Genomic DNA, 12,941 nt, shown 5'->3' with positions numbered 1-12,941 from the left:
GCTTCGGGCCCTTCCGCGTATACAGAGCGCGCGACAAGCGGGTAGGCGGATCGCGGCCGATTCGGCCGTGTTTCGCGCTTCCGCATTCCGGAAAATCTCATCACCTTCGGGGTGTCATGTTCGACATCAAAGCCATTCGCGACGACGCTCAGGCATTCGATGCAGGTCTCGCGAAGCGCGGGCTCGACCCTCAATCCGCGCGCCTCATCGAGATCGACGAGCGACGGCGCAAGGTCATTACCTCGCTCCAGGAAATGCAGCAGAGCCGCAACGACGCCTCGAAGCTGATCGGGCAGGCGAAGGCCAAGAAGGATGAAGACCTCGCCCGGAAGCTGATGGACGAGGTTGCCTCGCTGAAAAGCAAAATTCAGGCAAGTGAGGAAGAGGAGCGGGCGGTCAATGCCGAGCTTCACGCCGCTCTCGCCTCGATCCCCAATATTCCGCTGGACGAAGTGCCCGTCGGTGCCGACGAGAGCGCCAATGTAGTGCATCACGAGCATGGCGCCGCACGGCAGATGAATTTCGAGCCGAAGGAGCATTTCGACCTCGGCGAGGCGCTCGGCCTGATGGATTTCGAGACGGCGGCCAAGCTCTCGGGCGCGCGCTTCTCGGTGCTCAAGGGTCCGCTCGCGCGGCTCGAACGCGCCATCGGCAATTTCATGGTCGACCTGCACACGAGCGAGTTCGGCTATACCGAAGTCATGCCGCCCTTGATGGTGCGCGACGAGGCCATGTTTGGCACGGCGCAGCTTCCAAAGTTCGAGGATGATCAGTTCGCGACTTTCAAGGGGCTTTCCCGGGACGACCAGGAGAAATACTGGCTGATCCCGACCGCTGAAGTGCCGCTAACGAATCTCGTGCGCGAGACCATTCTTTCCGAGGAGGAGCTGCCGAAGCGCTTCACCGCCTATACCGCGTGTTTCCGGGCGGAGGCGGGGGCGGCGGGGCGCGATACGCGCGGGCTCATCCGTCAGCATCAGTTCTCCAAGGTCGAACTCGTCTCGATCACGACGCCCGAGGCCTCCCTTGCCGAGCATGAGCGCATGGTCGCCTGCGCCGAGGAAGTGCTGCAGCGGCTCGACCTCCACTACCGGGTGATGACGCTTTCGACCGGAGACATGGGCTTCGCCTCGCGCAAGACTTACGACATCGAGGTCTGGCTGCCGGGGCAGAATGCCTATCGCGAGATTTCCTCCTGCTCCGTCTGCGGGGACTTTCAGGCGCGGCGCATGAATGCGCGGTTCCGTCCCAAGGGCGAGAAGAACACGCGGTTCGTTCACACGTTGAACGGTTCGGGGCTTGCGGTCGGTCGTACGCTTGTTGCGGTGATGGAGAACTACCAGCAGGAAGACGGCAGCATCGCGGTACCGGAGGTGCTCAAGCCCTATATGGGCGGGCTGGAGGTCATTGCATCTCATGGCTAAGGGCAAGAGCGGTACAGGCGGACTTCGAATCCTCGTCACGAATGATGACGGCATTCATGCGCCAGGCCTCAAGGTTCTGGAGAAGATTGCCCGCAAGCTCAGCAAGGATGTCTGGGTGGTAGCGCCGGAGGAGGAACAAAGCGGCTCCGCGCATTCGCTTTCGCTCGCCAATCCGCTGCGTGTGCGCAAGATGAATGCGAAGCGTTATGCCGTGCGCGGTACGCCTTCCGACTGCGTGCTCATGGCGGTGCGCCATATCATGAAGGATAACGAGCCCGACCTCGTACTCTCCGGCGTCAACCGCGGACAGAACATTGCCGATGATGTCACCTATTCGGGCACCATTGCAGCGGCGATGGAAGGCACTCAACTCGGCATACCCTCGGTTGCGCTCAGTCAGGCATTCGGCTTTTCCGGTCAGTCCAAAGTGAAGTGGACGACGGCAGAGCATTTCGCGCCCGACATATTGAAGAAGCTCATTGCTGCTGGCTGGCCGCGGGAAGTGCTGATCAATATCAATTTCCCGGATGTCGTCCCCGGCTCGGTCACAGGCATCGAGGTCACGCGGCAGGGTAAGCGAGATCAGTCTCTGGTCCGTGTCGAGGAACGCATCGACGCCCGCAACACACCCTATTACTGGCTTGGTTTCGAGCGCATCCTCAGCAATCCGCCGCAGGGAACTGACCTTCGCGCGATTTATGAGGGCCGTATCACCGTTACGCCGCTGCACATGGATCTTACGCATCAGCGGACCGCGAAGAGGCTCAATGAGGCTCTCGGTTCGCTGGCCGGTCCTGTGAAGCGCCGCAAGTCCTGACCGTAGCGCCCGTGAACGAAGAGCCGTCCATGGACGAAGTTGAGCACGAAAAGATCGAACTCATCATGGGGCTCCGGCGTCAGGGCATTCGCGACAATCGTGTGCTCTCGGCCCTTGAGCGCGTACCCCGCGAAAAATTCATTTCCGGCAGCTTTCGCAAGCAAGCCTATGAGGACCATGCGCTGCCCATCGAATGCGGGCAGACGATCAGCCAGCCCTATATCGTTGCCTACATGACAGAGCAGCTCCGCGTCGGCGAGCGCATGAAGGTGCTGGAGGTCGGTACGGGCTCGGGCTATCAGGCGGCTGTTCTCGCGCGGCTTTGCAGGCGGGTCTACACCATCGAGCGTTACCGAACGCTTCTCAATGATGCGCTCAAACGCTTCGACGATTTGCGCATCCACAACATCACGGCGAAGGTCGGCGATGGCGGCAAGGGCTGGCCGGAGCAGGCGCCTTTCGACCGAATCATCGTCACCGCGGCGGCGCCCGCGGTGCCCCAGAATCTCGTAGACCAGTTGAAAGAGGGCGGGTTAATGATTGTTCCTGTTGCCATTTCCGGCAATCGGGGCGAGCAGAAGCTTGTACGCATCGAACGGACAGGGGATGGTGTGAAACGCGAAGAACTTTTGCCAGTGCGTTTTGTGCCGCTTGTAGAAGGCGTGGCGAAGGAGTCCTGAGCGGCGGTTCCGGGACGGAGGCAGCGAGGCCATATGGGGCGGCGCGATCAGATGCGGAGAGGGGGAAGGCTGGCTGTTGCGCTGGCCCTTCTCGGCTTTCTTGCGGCCTGCGGCGGCGGCGAACGACCCTGGTGGGACGAACCGCAGGGTGCCCGCAGCCAGCAGCCTCGCGGTACGCCCATGTCGCGCCCGATCGATACGGTGGCTCCCGGCGGCACTTATGTCGTCCGGCGCGGCGACACGGTCTACAGCATTGCCCGGGCGCATGATGTGCCGCTTCGCGCCGTGATTGATGCAAACGGGCTTCGCGCCCCCTACGATATCGAGGTAGGTCAACGGCTGAAGATTCCGGCCGGCCGCTTTCATGTGGTACAGCGCGGAGAGACGGCCTACAGCATTTCGCGCATGTACAGCGTCGACGTAACCTCGCTTACAAGCCTCAATCGGATTCCGCCGCCTTACACAATCAAGGCTGGCCAGAAGCTGCAGGTGCCTTCGCGCGAGCCGGTGCGCACGGCCTCTGCGCCAAGCACCTCCGCACCCTCGCAGGCTGGTGGCCCTGTGCCGCTTGCACGGCCTGCAACATCTACCGCCGCACCTGTGCGCACCGCGTCCAATACGGCCGCCCGGAAAGAGCCCCTGCCATCGCCGCCAGCCGCAGCCGGGAGCCTGATATGGCCGGTTGAAGGCAAGATACTTTCGACCTATGGGCCGAAAGCAAACGGGCTCCACAATGACGGTATCAATATCGCGGCCGATATGGGGGCTCCGGTCCGTGCGGCGCAGAGCGGCGTCGTTGCCTATTCGGGCAACGAGCTCAAGGGCTATGGCAACCTGCTTCTTGTCCGTCATGAAAATGGCTGGATGACGGCCTACGCGCATAACAGCAAGCTGCTGGTACAGCGCGGCGACACGGTTGCTCGCGGACAGACAATATCGCTGGCGGGTAATTCCGGGAGCGTGGTGACGCCGCAGGTCCATTTCGAGGTTCGACAGGGCGCAAAGGCGATCGATCCGCAGACGGTAATCGGGCGCTAGCCGAGGTTCTGGCCGAGGCGTCCCGCGAGATCCTGAATGAATTGCCAGGCAACGCGACCGGAGCGCGAGCCCCGTGTTGCCGACCACTCGATGGCTTCGGCCTTCAGCGTTTCAGGCTCTATCTTCAGCCCGTAATGAGCGGCATAGCCGGACACCATGTCGAGATAGTCGTCCTGGCTGCAATTGTGGAAGCCGAGCCAGAGGCCGAAGCGGTCCGACAGCGAGACCTTTTCCTCGACTGCTTCGGAGGGGTTGATCGCAGTCGAACGCTCGTTCTCCATCATGTCACGCGGCATCAGGTGCCGGCGATTCGAGGTCGCATAGAAAATCACATTCTTCGGACGCCCCTCGATGCCCCCTTCGAGAACCGCCTTCAGCGATTTGTAGCTGGTGTCGTCATGGTCGAAGGAGAGATCGTCGCAGAAAATGATGGCGCGCCGGTCCTGCGTGCGCAGTTGCGTCATCAGGCGGGGCAGGCTCTCGATGTCCTCTCTGTGGATTTCGATGAGGATGAGGTTGCCCGGCTTTTCCGCGTTCACGGCGGCATGAGCGGCCTTGACCATGGAGCTTTTGCCCATGCCACGTGCGCCCCAGAGAAGCGCATTATTGGCGGGCAGCCCTTTGGCGAAGCGGCGGGTATTATCGAGCAGAATATCGCGGAGCCGGTCGATTCCCTTGATGAGGGAGAGATCCACGCGGGCGACCTCCTGCACAGGGTCGAGACGCCCTTCTTCCGCGTTCCATACGAAGGCGTCTGCCGCGTCGAGCGAGGCATCGGAGGGGCGTGGCGGGGCCAACCGTTCGAGCGCTTCGGCGATGCGGGTCAGGAGATTTGCCGTTTCGGAGGAACTGGTCATGTGCAGTGCTCGCAAGAGAGATCGCCAGTGGAGGCGGGGCTGCCCCTGCCTCTGGAAATCCCTGTATATCCCAAAACTTAGCTGCGTCCACGCAAGGCGCCCGGGCTTGTTTGCAAATGCCCGGCTGGCCGGTATAGTCCGGCGCAATTCAGTCTGAGGCGGCCTCTTTCGACAAGCGGTTCCGCCGTGAAAACGGCCATAACAGGAGACTTCAATGGGTGGAGCCGGCGGCGCTTCGGATTTCATGATCCAGCTTTTTCCGTTCATCGCGCTTTTTGCGATCATGTACTTCCTCGTGCTGCGTCCTCAGCAGCGCCGCGTGAAGGAACATCGCGAAATGGTCGCCAATGTTCGCCGTGGCGACGTGGTGGTGACGGCGGGCGGACTCGTCGGCAAGGTCACCAAGGTGGATGAAGGCGAGATCACGGTCGAAATCGCCGAGAATGTTCGCGTCCGCGTCGTCAAGGGGACACTCAGCGAGGTGCGCTCCAAGTCCGAGCCGGTCCCCGCGAACACCAACACCCCGTCCTAAGCCGCAAGCTCTCAGCCGCCCGGGAGGGGGCAATCCGCCATGCTGCATTTCGACCGCTGGAAGATCGTTCTTATCTACATCCTCTGCATTGCGGGGCTGGTCTACACGGCGCCGAATTTCGTGCCGAAGTCGCAGCTGGAGGACATTCCTGGCTGGCTTCCCAACCAGCAAATCAATCTCGGTCTCGACCTGCGCGGCGGTTCCTACCTGCTGCTCGGCCTTGAAACCGATGCGCTGGTTCGCGAGCGCCTGCAGGATCTGGTGGGCGAGGTGCGCAGTACGCTGCGCGACGAGGGCATTCCCTATACGGGGCTCGGTATTCATGGCGGCAATGTCGTTGTGAGCATCACCAATGGGGATGATGCGGAAAAGGCGGAGGAGGCTATCGAAGGCCTTTCCTCCGTCGTCAGCGGCAACCAGTTTTCCACGCTGCCGGAGCGCGATCTTCTGATCGAGGCCGAGGGACAGACGGTCTCCATTGCCCTCAGCGACGCGGCAAAGCGCGCCAGGGTTCAGTCCGCGGTGCAGCAGTCGATCGAGATTGTTCGCCGCCGTATCGATGAACTCGGCACGACCGAGCCGGTCATCCAGCAGCAGGGCATCGACAGAATTCTGGTGCAGGTGCCGGGTCTCGACGATCCGGGCCAATTGAAGGCGCTGCTCGGCAAGACCGCAAAAATGAACTTCCGTCTCGTGAGTAACGCGATGTCGGGCCAGCAGGCGCTGGCGACGCGCAGCGTTCCTGCCGGGACGGAGCTGCTTTACACGGTCGATGAGCCCAAGGCGCCGGTGCTCGTCGAGCGGCGCATCATGGTTGGCGGCGACCGGCTGACCGATGCGCAACCCGGCTTCGACCAGCGGACAGGGGAGCCCGTCGTCAATTTCAAGTTCGATACAACCGGTGCGCGACAGTTCGGCGAAGTCACTCGTGACAATGTGGGGCGGCCTTTTGCCATCGTGCTCGACAATGAAGTCATCAGCGCCCCGGTGATCCGCGAGCCGATCATGGGCGGGCAGGGCCAGATCAGCGGCAGTTTCTCCGTTCAGGAAGCAAACAACCTCGCGATTTTGCTTCGCTCAGGCGCGCTTCCCGTGGCGATCAGTGTGCTCGAAGAGCGGACAGTTGGCCCCGGCCTCGGCGCGGATTCGATCCGGGCCGGTGAAATCGCCGCTATCATCGGCTCTGTGGCAGTCGTCCTCTTCATGATTGCCAGTTACGGCTTCTTTGGCGTCCTTGCGAACATTGCGCTCATTTTGAACATTGCGATGGTCTTTGCCGTTCTCTCGGTGCTTCAGGCAACGCTTACGCTGCCCGGCATCGCGGGCATCGTCCTGACCATTGGTATGGCGGTCGATGCGAATGTGCTGATCTATGAGCGAATACGAGAGGAAGTGGCGGCGGGAAAAGGACCGATCCCCGCGATCGAGTCGGGCTACAACCGCGCCCTTTCCTCCATTCTCGATGCGAATATCACGACGCTCATCTCGGCTGCGATCCTGTTCCAGATGGGGTCGGGGCCCGTGCGTGGCTTCGCTGTGACGCTCGGTATCGGCATCGTTACGTCGGTCTTCACGGCCTTCACTGTCAACCGCTACATGGTTTCGGTATGGCTGCGCCGTCGCCGTCCGAAAACCCTCGTTCTGTGATCGCCGGGAGAATATGACATCATGAGACATCTGAAGCTCATTCCCGACGATACGAAAATCTCCTTCACCCGCTGGCGCTATGTCGCGGTGGGGCTCTCGCTTGCCGTGATGATCGCCGCCGTCGTTCTGCTCTTCGCGCGCGGGTTGAATTTCGGCATCGACTTCGAGGGCGGTATCCTGATCGAGATCGCGACCGAAGGCCCTGCCGATATAGGTAACATTCGCAATGAGCTTGGTGGACTCGGGCTGGGCGAAGTGCAAATTCAGCAGTTCGGGCAGCCGGACAATGTGCTGATCCGTGTGCAATCGCCACAGGGCGACGACGCGGAGAAGGCCTCGCAAGCCGTTGTTCAGCAGATCAAGAGTGCGCTTGGGGACGGCGTCGAGTATCGCCGTGTGGAAGTGGTCGGTCCGCAGGTCAGCGGAGAACTGGTTCAGGACGGCATCCTTGCCATCGTCGTTTCTGTCGCGCTGATGCTCATCTATATCTGGTTCCGCTTCGAGTGGCAGTTCAGCCTTGGCTCGGTGATTGCGCTTGTGCATGACGTGATGGCGACGTTGGCGCTCTTCTGTCTGCTGGACATGGAGTTCAACCTTCAATCGATCGCTGCGCTGCTCACGATTGTCGGCTACTCGATGAACGATACCGTGATCGTGTTTGACCGGGTTCGTGAGAACCTGCGCAAATACAAGAAAATGCCGCTGACGGAATTGATCGATCTCTCGATCAATCAGACATTGTCGCGCACGGTGATGACGTCCGGCACGACCTTGCTTGCGCTGCTGGCACTTTTCATCTTCGGGGGCGAGGTCATCCGCGGCTTCACCTTCGCAATGATCTTCGGGATCTTCATCGGTACCTATTCCTCGATCTTCATCGCTGCCCCGGTGCTTCTCGCCGTCGGTGTCACGCGCGACGCGACGACCGGCGGGCTCGGCGGTGTTTCCAAGGAAAAGGTGCCCGGCAAGGCCTGAGCGATATGGGCACGAAACCGCGCTTCAAGGGGCAACCGCCTGTCGATGCCTATGGCGATGGCGGTTTCCGTCTTGGTGACCAGCGTTTCGAGGGCTCGGTCATCGTGACCCCGCTCGGGCTTTATCCCTGGTCGCCGAAATCCGTCGAGCAGATCACGCCCGCTTCGCTTGCCCCGATTATCGAGGCCGCCGGGCATTTCGACTTCGTCATCATTGGCCTGGGAGAGCAAACAGTTCGTTTGCCCGCCGATGCGCAGCGGCGGCTTGAGTCGCAGGCGATCTTCCCCGATGCCATGGCGACCGGCCCGGCCTGCCGGACCTACAACATGATGCTCTCTGAAAATCGGCGAGTCGCTGCGGCCTTCATTGCCGTAGCCTGAGTAGGGTTTTCGCGGGCTTGGCTTTCTTCCCAGAAAATCCTAGCTTTTGCGCAGCTGGCGACATTGAGTCGCATGATGATGAGGCATGCTTCCCGGGGCTTTGGGCGCGCGTCTTGGCATCCCTGCTGGCCGCTCTCGCGGCGATTGGCATTCAGAGGGGAGGACTCCATGGCATCAATTCTGACATCCTTGCGAAACACGGTCATTGCCGGTTTCGTGCTCGCAGCGGTTCTGCTGCTGATGTATCTCAACTTCAATGGCTGGGAAGGTTATGCGCTCGGTCATAACTTCTGGGCCTTTATCTTCCGCTGGCTGCATGTCATCAGCGGTGTGATGTGGATCGGTCTGCTCTGGTATTTCAACTTTGTGCAGATTCCGAACATGCCGAACATCCCGGACGAGCAGAAGCCGGCTATCGGCAAGGTCATCGCACCTGCTGCTTTGTGGTGGTTCCGCTGGGGCGCCATGGCGACCATCATCACCGGCCTCATCGTTGCTTCGATGAACTTCTACCTCCTCGAGGCGCTGACGCTGGGCGCAATCGAAGGTTTTGCAAACCCGAAGAACATCGCCATCGGTATCGGCATGTGGCTTGGTACGATCATGTGGTTCAACGTGTGGTTCGTGATCTGGCCAAACCAGAAGATCGCACTGGGGCTGGTCGACGCTCCGGCCGAGCAGAAGCCGGCTGCCGCGCGTACCGCGATGCTCTTTTCGCGGACCAACACGCTGCTGTCGATCCCCATGCTTTTCGCCATGGTGTCGGCGCAGAACATCTACTGATCTCCTGATCGGGTGATTATCGCGGGGCCGCCTTGAGGCGGCCCCGTTTGTTTTAGGTAAGGCTTCATGACGAAGAAGGATGCCCCGCAAAGCAAAATGAGTGAGAGCATGCGCATATGCCTCGATGAGTTGCGCGCGCATGATCACGACCGCTTTCTGACGCTCCTGTTTGCGCCCGCCGCCCAGCGCCCCGCCTTGATTGCGCTCTACGCGTTCAACCTTGAAACCGCTCGCGTCGCCGAAACGGTCACAGAGCCGATGATGGGCCACATCCGGCTACAATGGTGGCGGGAAACCCTGGAGGGCATTCCAAAGGGCGAGACGCGCGGTCATGCCGCGGCGGTCGCGCTCCACGAAGCGAATGCTTTTCCAATCGACGCATTATCTGCGCTCGCGGATGCGCGTGAGCGGGATCTCTCGGAAGATGTTTTCGAGAATATGGAACAGCTCGAAGCCTATGCAGAGGCAACTTCATCTGCCTTGATGAAACTTGCCGCGCAGGCGCTTGATGCCGGAAAGGCGGACAGCGCCGGCGAGGCGATCCGGCATGCCGGCATCGCCTATGCGCTCACAGGTCTCCTTCGCGCGCTTCCGCTTCACGCCTCGCAGGGACGGCTCATGCTTCCCGCAGACATTCTGCTCGCGCGCAATGTCGATCCGCATGACGTGCTGGCGGGAAAGATGAACGAGGAACTGCGAGCCGCAATTTCGGATGTTGCTGGATATGCCCGAGCACATCTCGCCTCGGCGCGCGGCGCAACCTACGGCGCGGCTATTCTTCCGGCGCTGCTTCCCGCCTCGCTTTGCGACCGTTATCTGGACATCATGACGGCACCGGATTTCAACCCGTTTGTTACGCCGGTCGATGTGCCTGCCTTCCGGCGACAGTTGCGGCTGATGGGTCGAAACATCGTGAAGCGGATTTGACTATTCCGCCGCTTCGGCACGTGGTTGAAGCCAGGCCTCAAGATCATTGAGCGCGCGGGAGGTATAGGCGCGCTTGCGGGCAGGGGCCTTCGCCTTGCCGCGCGGGCGTTTTCCGTTTTCGTCGCGCGGGACTTCGGGCTCGGGAAAAAGGCCGAAATTCACATTCATCGGTTGGAAAGTCGCGGCGTTCGCATCGCCCGTGATATGTGCGAGCAGCGCTCCGAGCGCGGTGGTGCGGGGCGGCGGTGTCACGCTGCGGTCCTGCCGTTCGGCGGCGGCGAAGCGGCCCGCAAGTAAACCCATCGCGCCGCTTTCGACATAGCCTTCGACCCCGGTGATCTGTCCTGCGAAGCGCAGGCGCGGATCGTTCTTCAGGCGCATGATGCCGTCGAGAAGGTTCGGGCTGTTGATGAAGGTGTTGCGATGCAGGCCGCCAAGCCGCGCAAACTCCGCATTCTCTAGTCCGGGAATGGTGCGGAAGATGCGCGTCTGCTCGCCATGTTTCAGCTTCGTCTGGAAACCGACCATGTTGTAGAGCGTGCCGAGGGCATTGTCCTGGCGGAGCTGCACGATGGCGTAGGCTTTCACATCCGGGTTGTGCGGATTGGTGAGACCGACGGGTTTCATCGGGCCGAAGCGCAGCGTCTCGGCGCCGCGTTCCGCCATGACCTCGACGGGCAGGCAGCCATCGAAATAGGGCGTCGACTTCTCCCACTCCTTGAACTCGGTCTTGCCGCCGCTCAGCAGCGCCTCGACGAAGCCTTCATATTGTTGGCGCGTCATCGGGCAGTTGATATAGTCCTTGCCTGCACCCGCCGGTCCCGTTGCGCCCGTGCTTTCCTTGTCGTAGCGCGACTGGAACCAGCAGACAGACATGTCGATGCTGTCGCGATGGATGATCGGCGCGATGGCATCGAAGAAGGCGAGCTCGTCCGCACCGGTGATTTCGCTGATCGCCTTGCCCAGCGCATCGGAGGTGAGGGGCCCCGTCGCGACGATCACCTTGTCCCAGTCGGCGGGGGGCAGTCCGGCGATCTCGCCGCGCTCCACCGTTACCAGGGGATGTGCGGTGAGCTTTTCCGTTACATAGGCCGAGAAGATGTCGCGGTCGACGGCGAGCGCGCCGCCAGCCGGTACACGCGCGACTTCCGCTGCCTCCATCATGATCGAGCCGGCACGCCGCATCTCCTCATGGAGGAGGCCGACGGCGTTCAGCTCATGATCGTCCGAACGGAAGGAATTGGAGCAGACGAGTTCGGCGAAACCATCCGTATGGTGGGCGTCCGTTTTCATCACCGGCCGCATCTCGTGCAGCACGACGGGTACGCCAGCCTGCGCGAGCTGCCATGTAGCCTCGGAACCGGCCATGCCTGCGCCGATTACGTGTACGGGTTGTGTGTCCTTCGTCATGGCCGAGGAGATATCACTCCGCGCGGGTTAATTCCAGACGGCTGGTTTCCGCGCCGCCCAGGGCAGTTCCTTCTCTAGCTGCGCCGCCAGCCGGAACAGCGTCGCCTCGTCGGCATAGCGCCCGGTGAGCATCATGCCGATGGGCAGCCCGCTTTCGGATTGCCAGAGCGGCAGCGACAGCGAGGGCTGGCCCGTGAAGTTGAAGGGCGGGGTATAGGGGAAGACCTGCCCCTGCCGCTTGTTCAGTTCGCGCGGTTCCTGATCCGGTCCGAGAAAGCCGATTTCCGGCGGTAACTTGCCCATGACGGGCGAAAGATAGACGTCCACATCCTCGAAAATTGCGAGCACCTGCCGGTTCATCAGGCGAAGCTGCTGCCAGCCCCACATGGCCTGCGCGCCGGTGAGGCGGCTGCCGTTCTTGAAGCCTGCCCAGGTCAGCGGTTCCAGCTCATGTTCTTCCGGCTCGCGGCCCATCATCTCGATCCGGCGCATCATGCCGGCCGCGAAATTCGAACCCGAGACGGCGCCCTGCGCCCGGTAGAGCGCGCGATAATCGATGCCGAGCCCGCGCGGGGTCATCTCATGTCCGAGCTTGCCGAGAAGCTCCGCCGTTTTTTCCAGCGCCGACTGGATTTCCGGGTCGATGGGTTTGCCGCCCGGCGTCTCGCTCGACCAGGCAATCTTCAGTTTACCGGGGCTCTTCGTGATCTCTTCCATATAGGGCCGCTCTTTCGGGGGCGGCGCATAGGGCGATGCGGGTTCCGGGTAGCCCGTGGCATCGAGCATGGCCGCGCTGTCGCGCACGGTCCGGCTCACCACATGGTCGACGCTGAAGCCGATGGCCCGGTCGAAGTCTCCGGGCCCTTGCGGGTTGCGGTCGCGCGTAATCTTCATGCCGACAAGGCCGCAGCAGGCAGCTGGAATGCGGATCGAGCCGAGCCCGTCCGACGCATGCGCCAGCGGCAGGATGCCCGCACCAACCGCAGAGGCCGCGCCGCCCGACGAGCCGCCCGAAATGTGGTTCGGGTTCCATGGATTGCGGCAGGGCCCGAGCAGGCGCGATTCCGTTGTGCCCGTGATGCCGTATTCCGGCGTGTTGGTCTTGCCGAAGAGCACCGTACCCGCCTCGCGGAAGCGGCTGACCAGCAAGCTGTCGCGATCATCCACGATGTTTGAAACGAATTTGCTGCCGCTTGTGCGTGGCCAGCCTTTTACCTCGGTGCCGAGATCCTTGATCAGGAAGGGCACGCCCTTGAAAGGACCGTCCGGGAGCTTGCCTTTCGCAGCCGCGCGCGCCTCGTCATAGGCTTCGTAGACAATGGCGTTCAGCGTGCCGTTGTGGCGTTCGGCGCGTTCGATGGCGGCATCCGCCAGTTCGAGCGGCGTCACGTCGCCCTTCTTCACGAGTTCGGCCAGGCCGAGGCCATCGTAATCCGCATATTCGGCAAAGCTCATCTCGTTCCTCCCGGTT

The 12,941-nt window shown here is 61.7% G+C and carries 12 protein-coding genes and 1 pseudogene; 10 read left to right on the top strand and 3 right to left on the bottom strand.

Annotated elements, in window-relative coordinates; genetic code table 11:
• Positions 1 to 116 precede the first annotated feature (116 nt).
• Genes serS through ABJO61_RS05215 form a run of 4 tightly spaced genes read left to right on the top strand, consistent with a single transcriptional unit; the run spans position 117 to position 3,959 of the window.
• Positions 117 to 1,424 (top strand): serine--tRNA ligase, encoded by a 1,308-nt coding sequence (gene serS, locus ABJO61_RS05230; RefSeq protein ID WP_348330670.1) that lies wholly within the window; start codon positions 117 to 119, stop codon positions 1,422 to 1,424.
• A complete protein-coding gene (surE, locus tag ABJO61_RS05225; protein ID WP_348323125.1) occupies positions 1,417 to 2,241 on the top strand; it encodes a 5'/3'-nucleotidase SurE in 825 nt (274 codons plus the stop codon). Before serS ends, surE begins: the two co-directional genes overlap by 8 nt.
• Positions 2,242 to 2,270: 29 nt before the next feature.
• The gene (locus ABJO61_RS05220; RefSeq protein ID WP_348323124.1) at positions 2,271 to 2,921 is read left to right on the top strand and encodes a protein-L-isoaspartate(D-aspartate) O-methyltransferase; all 651 of its coding nucleotides are present in this window, start codon (positions 2,271 to 2,273) and stop codon (positions 2,919 to 2,921) included.
• 33 nt (positions 2,922 to 2,954) lie between these two features.
• A complete protein-coding gene (locus tag ABJO61_RS05215) occupies positions 2,955 to 3,959 on the top strand; it encodes a M23 family metallopeptidase (RefSeq protein ID WP_348323123.1) in 1,005 nt (334 codons plus the stop codon).
• Here ABJO61_RS05215 and ABJO61_RS05210 read toward each other — a convergent pair.
• Positions 3,956 to 4,816 carry an ATP-binding protein gene (locus tag ABJO61_RS05210; RefSeq protein ID WP_348323122.1) on the bottom strand — a complete coding sequence of 287 codons (861 nt, stop codon included), beginning with the start codon at positions 4,814 to 4,816 and terminating at the stop codon, positions 3,956 to 3,958. The genes ABJO61_RS05215 and ABJO61_RS05210 overlap by 4 nt on opposite strands.
• 214 nt (positions 4,817 to 5,030) lie before the next feature.
• On the opposite strand from ABJO61_RS05210, the gene yajC reads away from it, so the two are divergent.
• The 6 genes from yajC to ABJO61_RS05180 all read left to right on the top strand — a co-directional run bounded on the left by yajC (position 5,031) and on the right by ABJO61_RS05180 (position 10,060).
• On the top strand, positions 5,031 to 5,348 hold the full coding sequence (gene yajC, locus ABJO61_RS05205) for a preprotein translocase subunit YajC (RefSeq protein ID WP_293331566.1): 318 nt from the start codon (positions 5,031 to 5,033) through the stop codon (positions 5,346 to 5,348).
• 39 nt (positions 5,349 to 5,387) lie between these two features.
• The gene (secD, locus tag ABJO61_RS05200; RefSeq protein WP_348323121.1) at positions 5,388 to 6,995 is read left to right on the top strand and encodes a protein translocase subunit SecD; all 1,608 of its coding nucleotides are present in this window, start codon (positions 5,388 to 5,390) and stop codon (positions 6,993 to 6,995) included.
• 21 nt (positions 6,996 to 7,016) lie between these two features.
• Positions 7,017 to 7,970 carry a protein translocase subunit SecF gene (secF, locus tag ABJO61_RS05195; protein ID WP_348323120.1) on the top strand — a complete coding sequence of 318 codons (954 nt, stop codon included), beginning with the start codon at positions 7,017 to 7,019 and terminating at the stop codon, positions 7,968 to 7,970.
• Between the two features lie 5 nt (positions 7,971 to 7,975).
• Positions 7,976 to 8,350, top strand: coding sequence for an Mth938-like domain-containing protein (locus ABJO61_RS05190; protein ID WP_348323119.1), 375 nt, complete (start codon positions 7,976 to 7,978; stop codon positions 8,348 to 8,350).
• Positions 8,351 to 8,518: 168 nt separating this feature from the next.
• The gene (locus tag ABJO61_RS05185; RefSeq protein WP_348323118.1) at positions 8,519 to 9,133 is read left to right on the top strand and encodes a urate hydroxylase PuuD; all 615 of its coding nucleotides are present in this window, start codon (positions 8,519 to 8,521) and stop codon (positions 9,131 to 9,133) included.
• Between the two features lie 96 nt (positions 9,134 to 9,229).
• Positions 9,230 to 10,060, top strand: a complete 831-nt coding sequence (locus tag ABJO61_RS05180) for a phytoene/squalene synthase family protein (protein WP_348323117.1) — start codon at positions 9,230 to 9,232, stop codon at positions 10,058 to 10,060.
• Here the strand turns inward: ABJO61_RS05180 and trmFO are convergent.
• Together trmFO and ABJO61_RS05170 are read right to left on the bottom strand one after the other, a co-directional pair.
• A pseudogene (trmFO, locus tag ABJO61_RS05175) lies at positions 10,061 to 11,470 on the bottom strand (methylenetetrahydrofolate--tRNA-(uracil(54)-C(5))-methyltransferase (FADH(2)-oxidizing) TrmFO); the annotation flags it as partial. It lies immediately after the preceding gene.
• Positions 11,471 to 11,497: 27 nt separating this feature from the next.
• The gene (locus ABJO61_RS05170; RefSeq protein ID WP_348323116.1) at positions 11,498 to 12,925 is read right to left on the bottom strand and encodes an amidase; all 1,428 of its coding nucleotides are present in this window, start codon (positions 12,923 to 12,925) and stop codon (positions 11,498 to 11,500) included.
• Positions 12,926 to 12,941: the final 16 nt, after the last annotated feature.

The organism is Parvibaculum sp., assembly GCF_039973015.1.
In the GTDB taxonomy this organism is placed as follows: domain Bacteria; phylum Pseudomonadota; class Alphaproteobacteria; order Parvibaculales; family Parvibaculaceae; genus Parvibaculum.
This window is presented reverse-complemented; position numbering and strand designations above follow the sequence as displayed.

Excerpts from the sequence above, each read along its gene's own strand:
- serS (WP_348330670.1), top strand. The coding sequence starts at position 117 with ATGTTCGACATCAAAGCCATTCGCGACGACGCTCAGGCATTCGATGCA.
- surE (WP_348323125.1), top strand. The coding sequence starts at position 1,417 with ATGGCTAAGGGCAAGAGCGGTACAGGCGGACTTCGAATCCTCGTCACG.
- ABJO61_RS05220 (WP_348323124.1), top strand. The coding sequence starts at position 2,271 with ATGGACGAAGTTGAGCACGAAAAGATCGAACTCATCATGGGGCTCCGG.
- ABJO61_RS05215 (WP_348323123.1), top strand. The coding sequence starts at position 2,955 with ATGGGGCGGCGCGATCAGATGCGGAGAGGGGGAAGGCTGGCTGTTGCG.
- ABJO61_RS05210 (WP_348323122.1), bottom strand. The coding sequence starts at position 4,816 with ATGACCAGTTCCTCCGAAACGGCAAATCTCCTGACCCGCATCGCCGAA.
- yajC (WP_293331566.1), top strand. The coding sequence starts at position 5,031 with ATGGGTGGAGCCGGCGGCGCTTCGGATTTCATGATCCAGCTTTTTCCG.
- secD (WP_348323121.1), top strand. The coding sequence starts at position 5,388 with ATGCTGCATTTCGACCGCTGGAAGATCGTTCTTATCTACATCCTCTGC.
- secF (WP_348323120.1), top strand. The coding sequence starts at position 7,017 with ATGAGACATCTGAAGCTCATTCCCGACGATACGAAAATCTCCTTCACC.
- ABJO61_RS05190 (WP_348323119.1), top strand. The coding sequence starts at position 7,976 with ATGGGCACGAAACCGCGCTTCAAGGGGCAACCGCCTGTCGATGCCTAT.
- ABJO61_RS05185 (WP_348323118.1), top strand. The coding sequence starts at position 8,519 with ATGGCATCAATTCTGACATCCTTGCGAAACACGGTCATTGCCGGTTTC.
- ABJO61_RS05180 (WP_348323117.1), top strand. The coding sequence starts at position 9,230 with ATGAGTGAGAGCATGCGCATATGCCTCGATGAGTTGCGCGCGCATGAT.
- ABJO61_RS05170 (WP_348323116.1), bottom strand. The coding sequence starts at position 12,925 with ATGAGCTTTGCCGAATATGCGGATTACGATGGCCTCGGCCTGGCCGAA.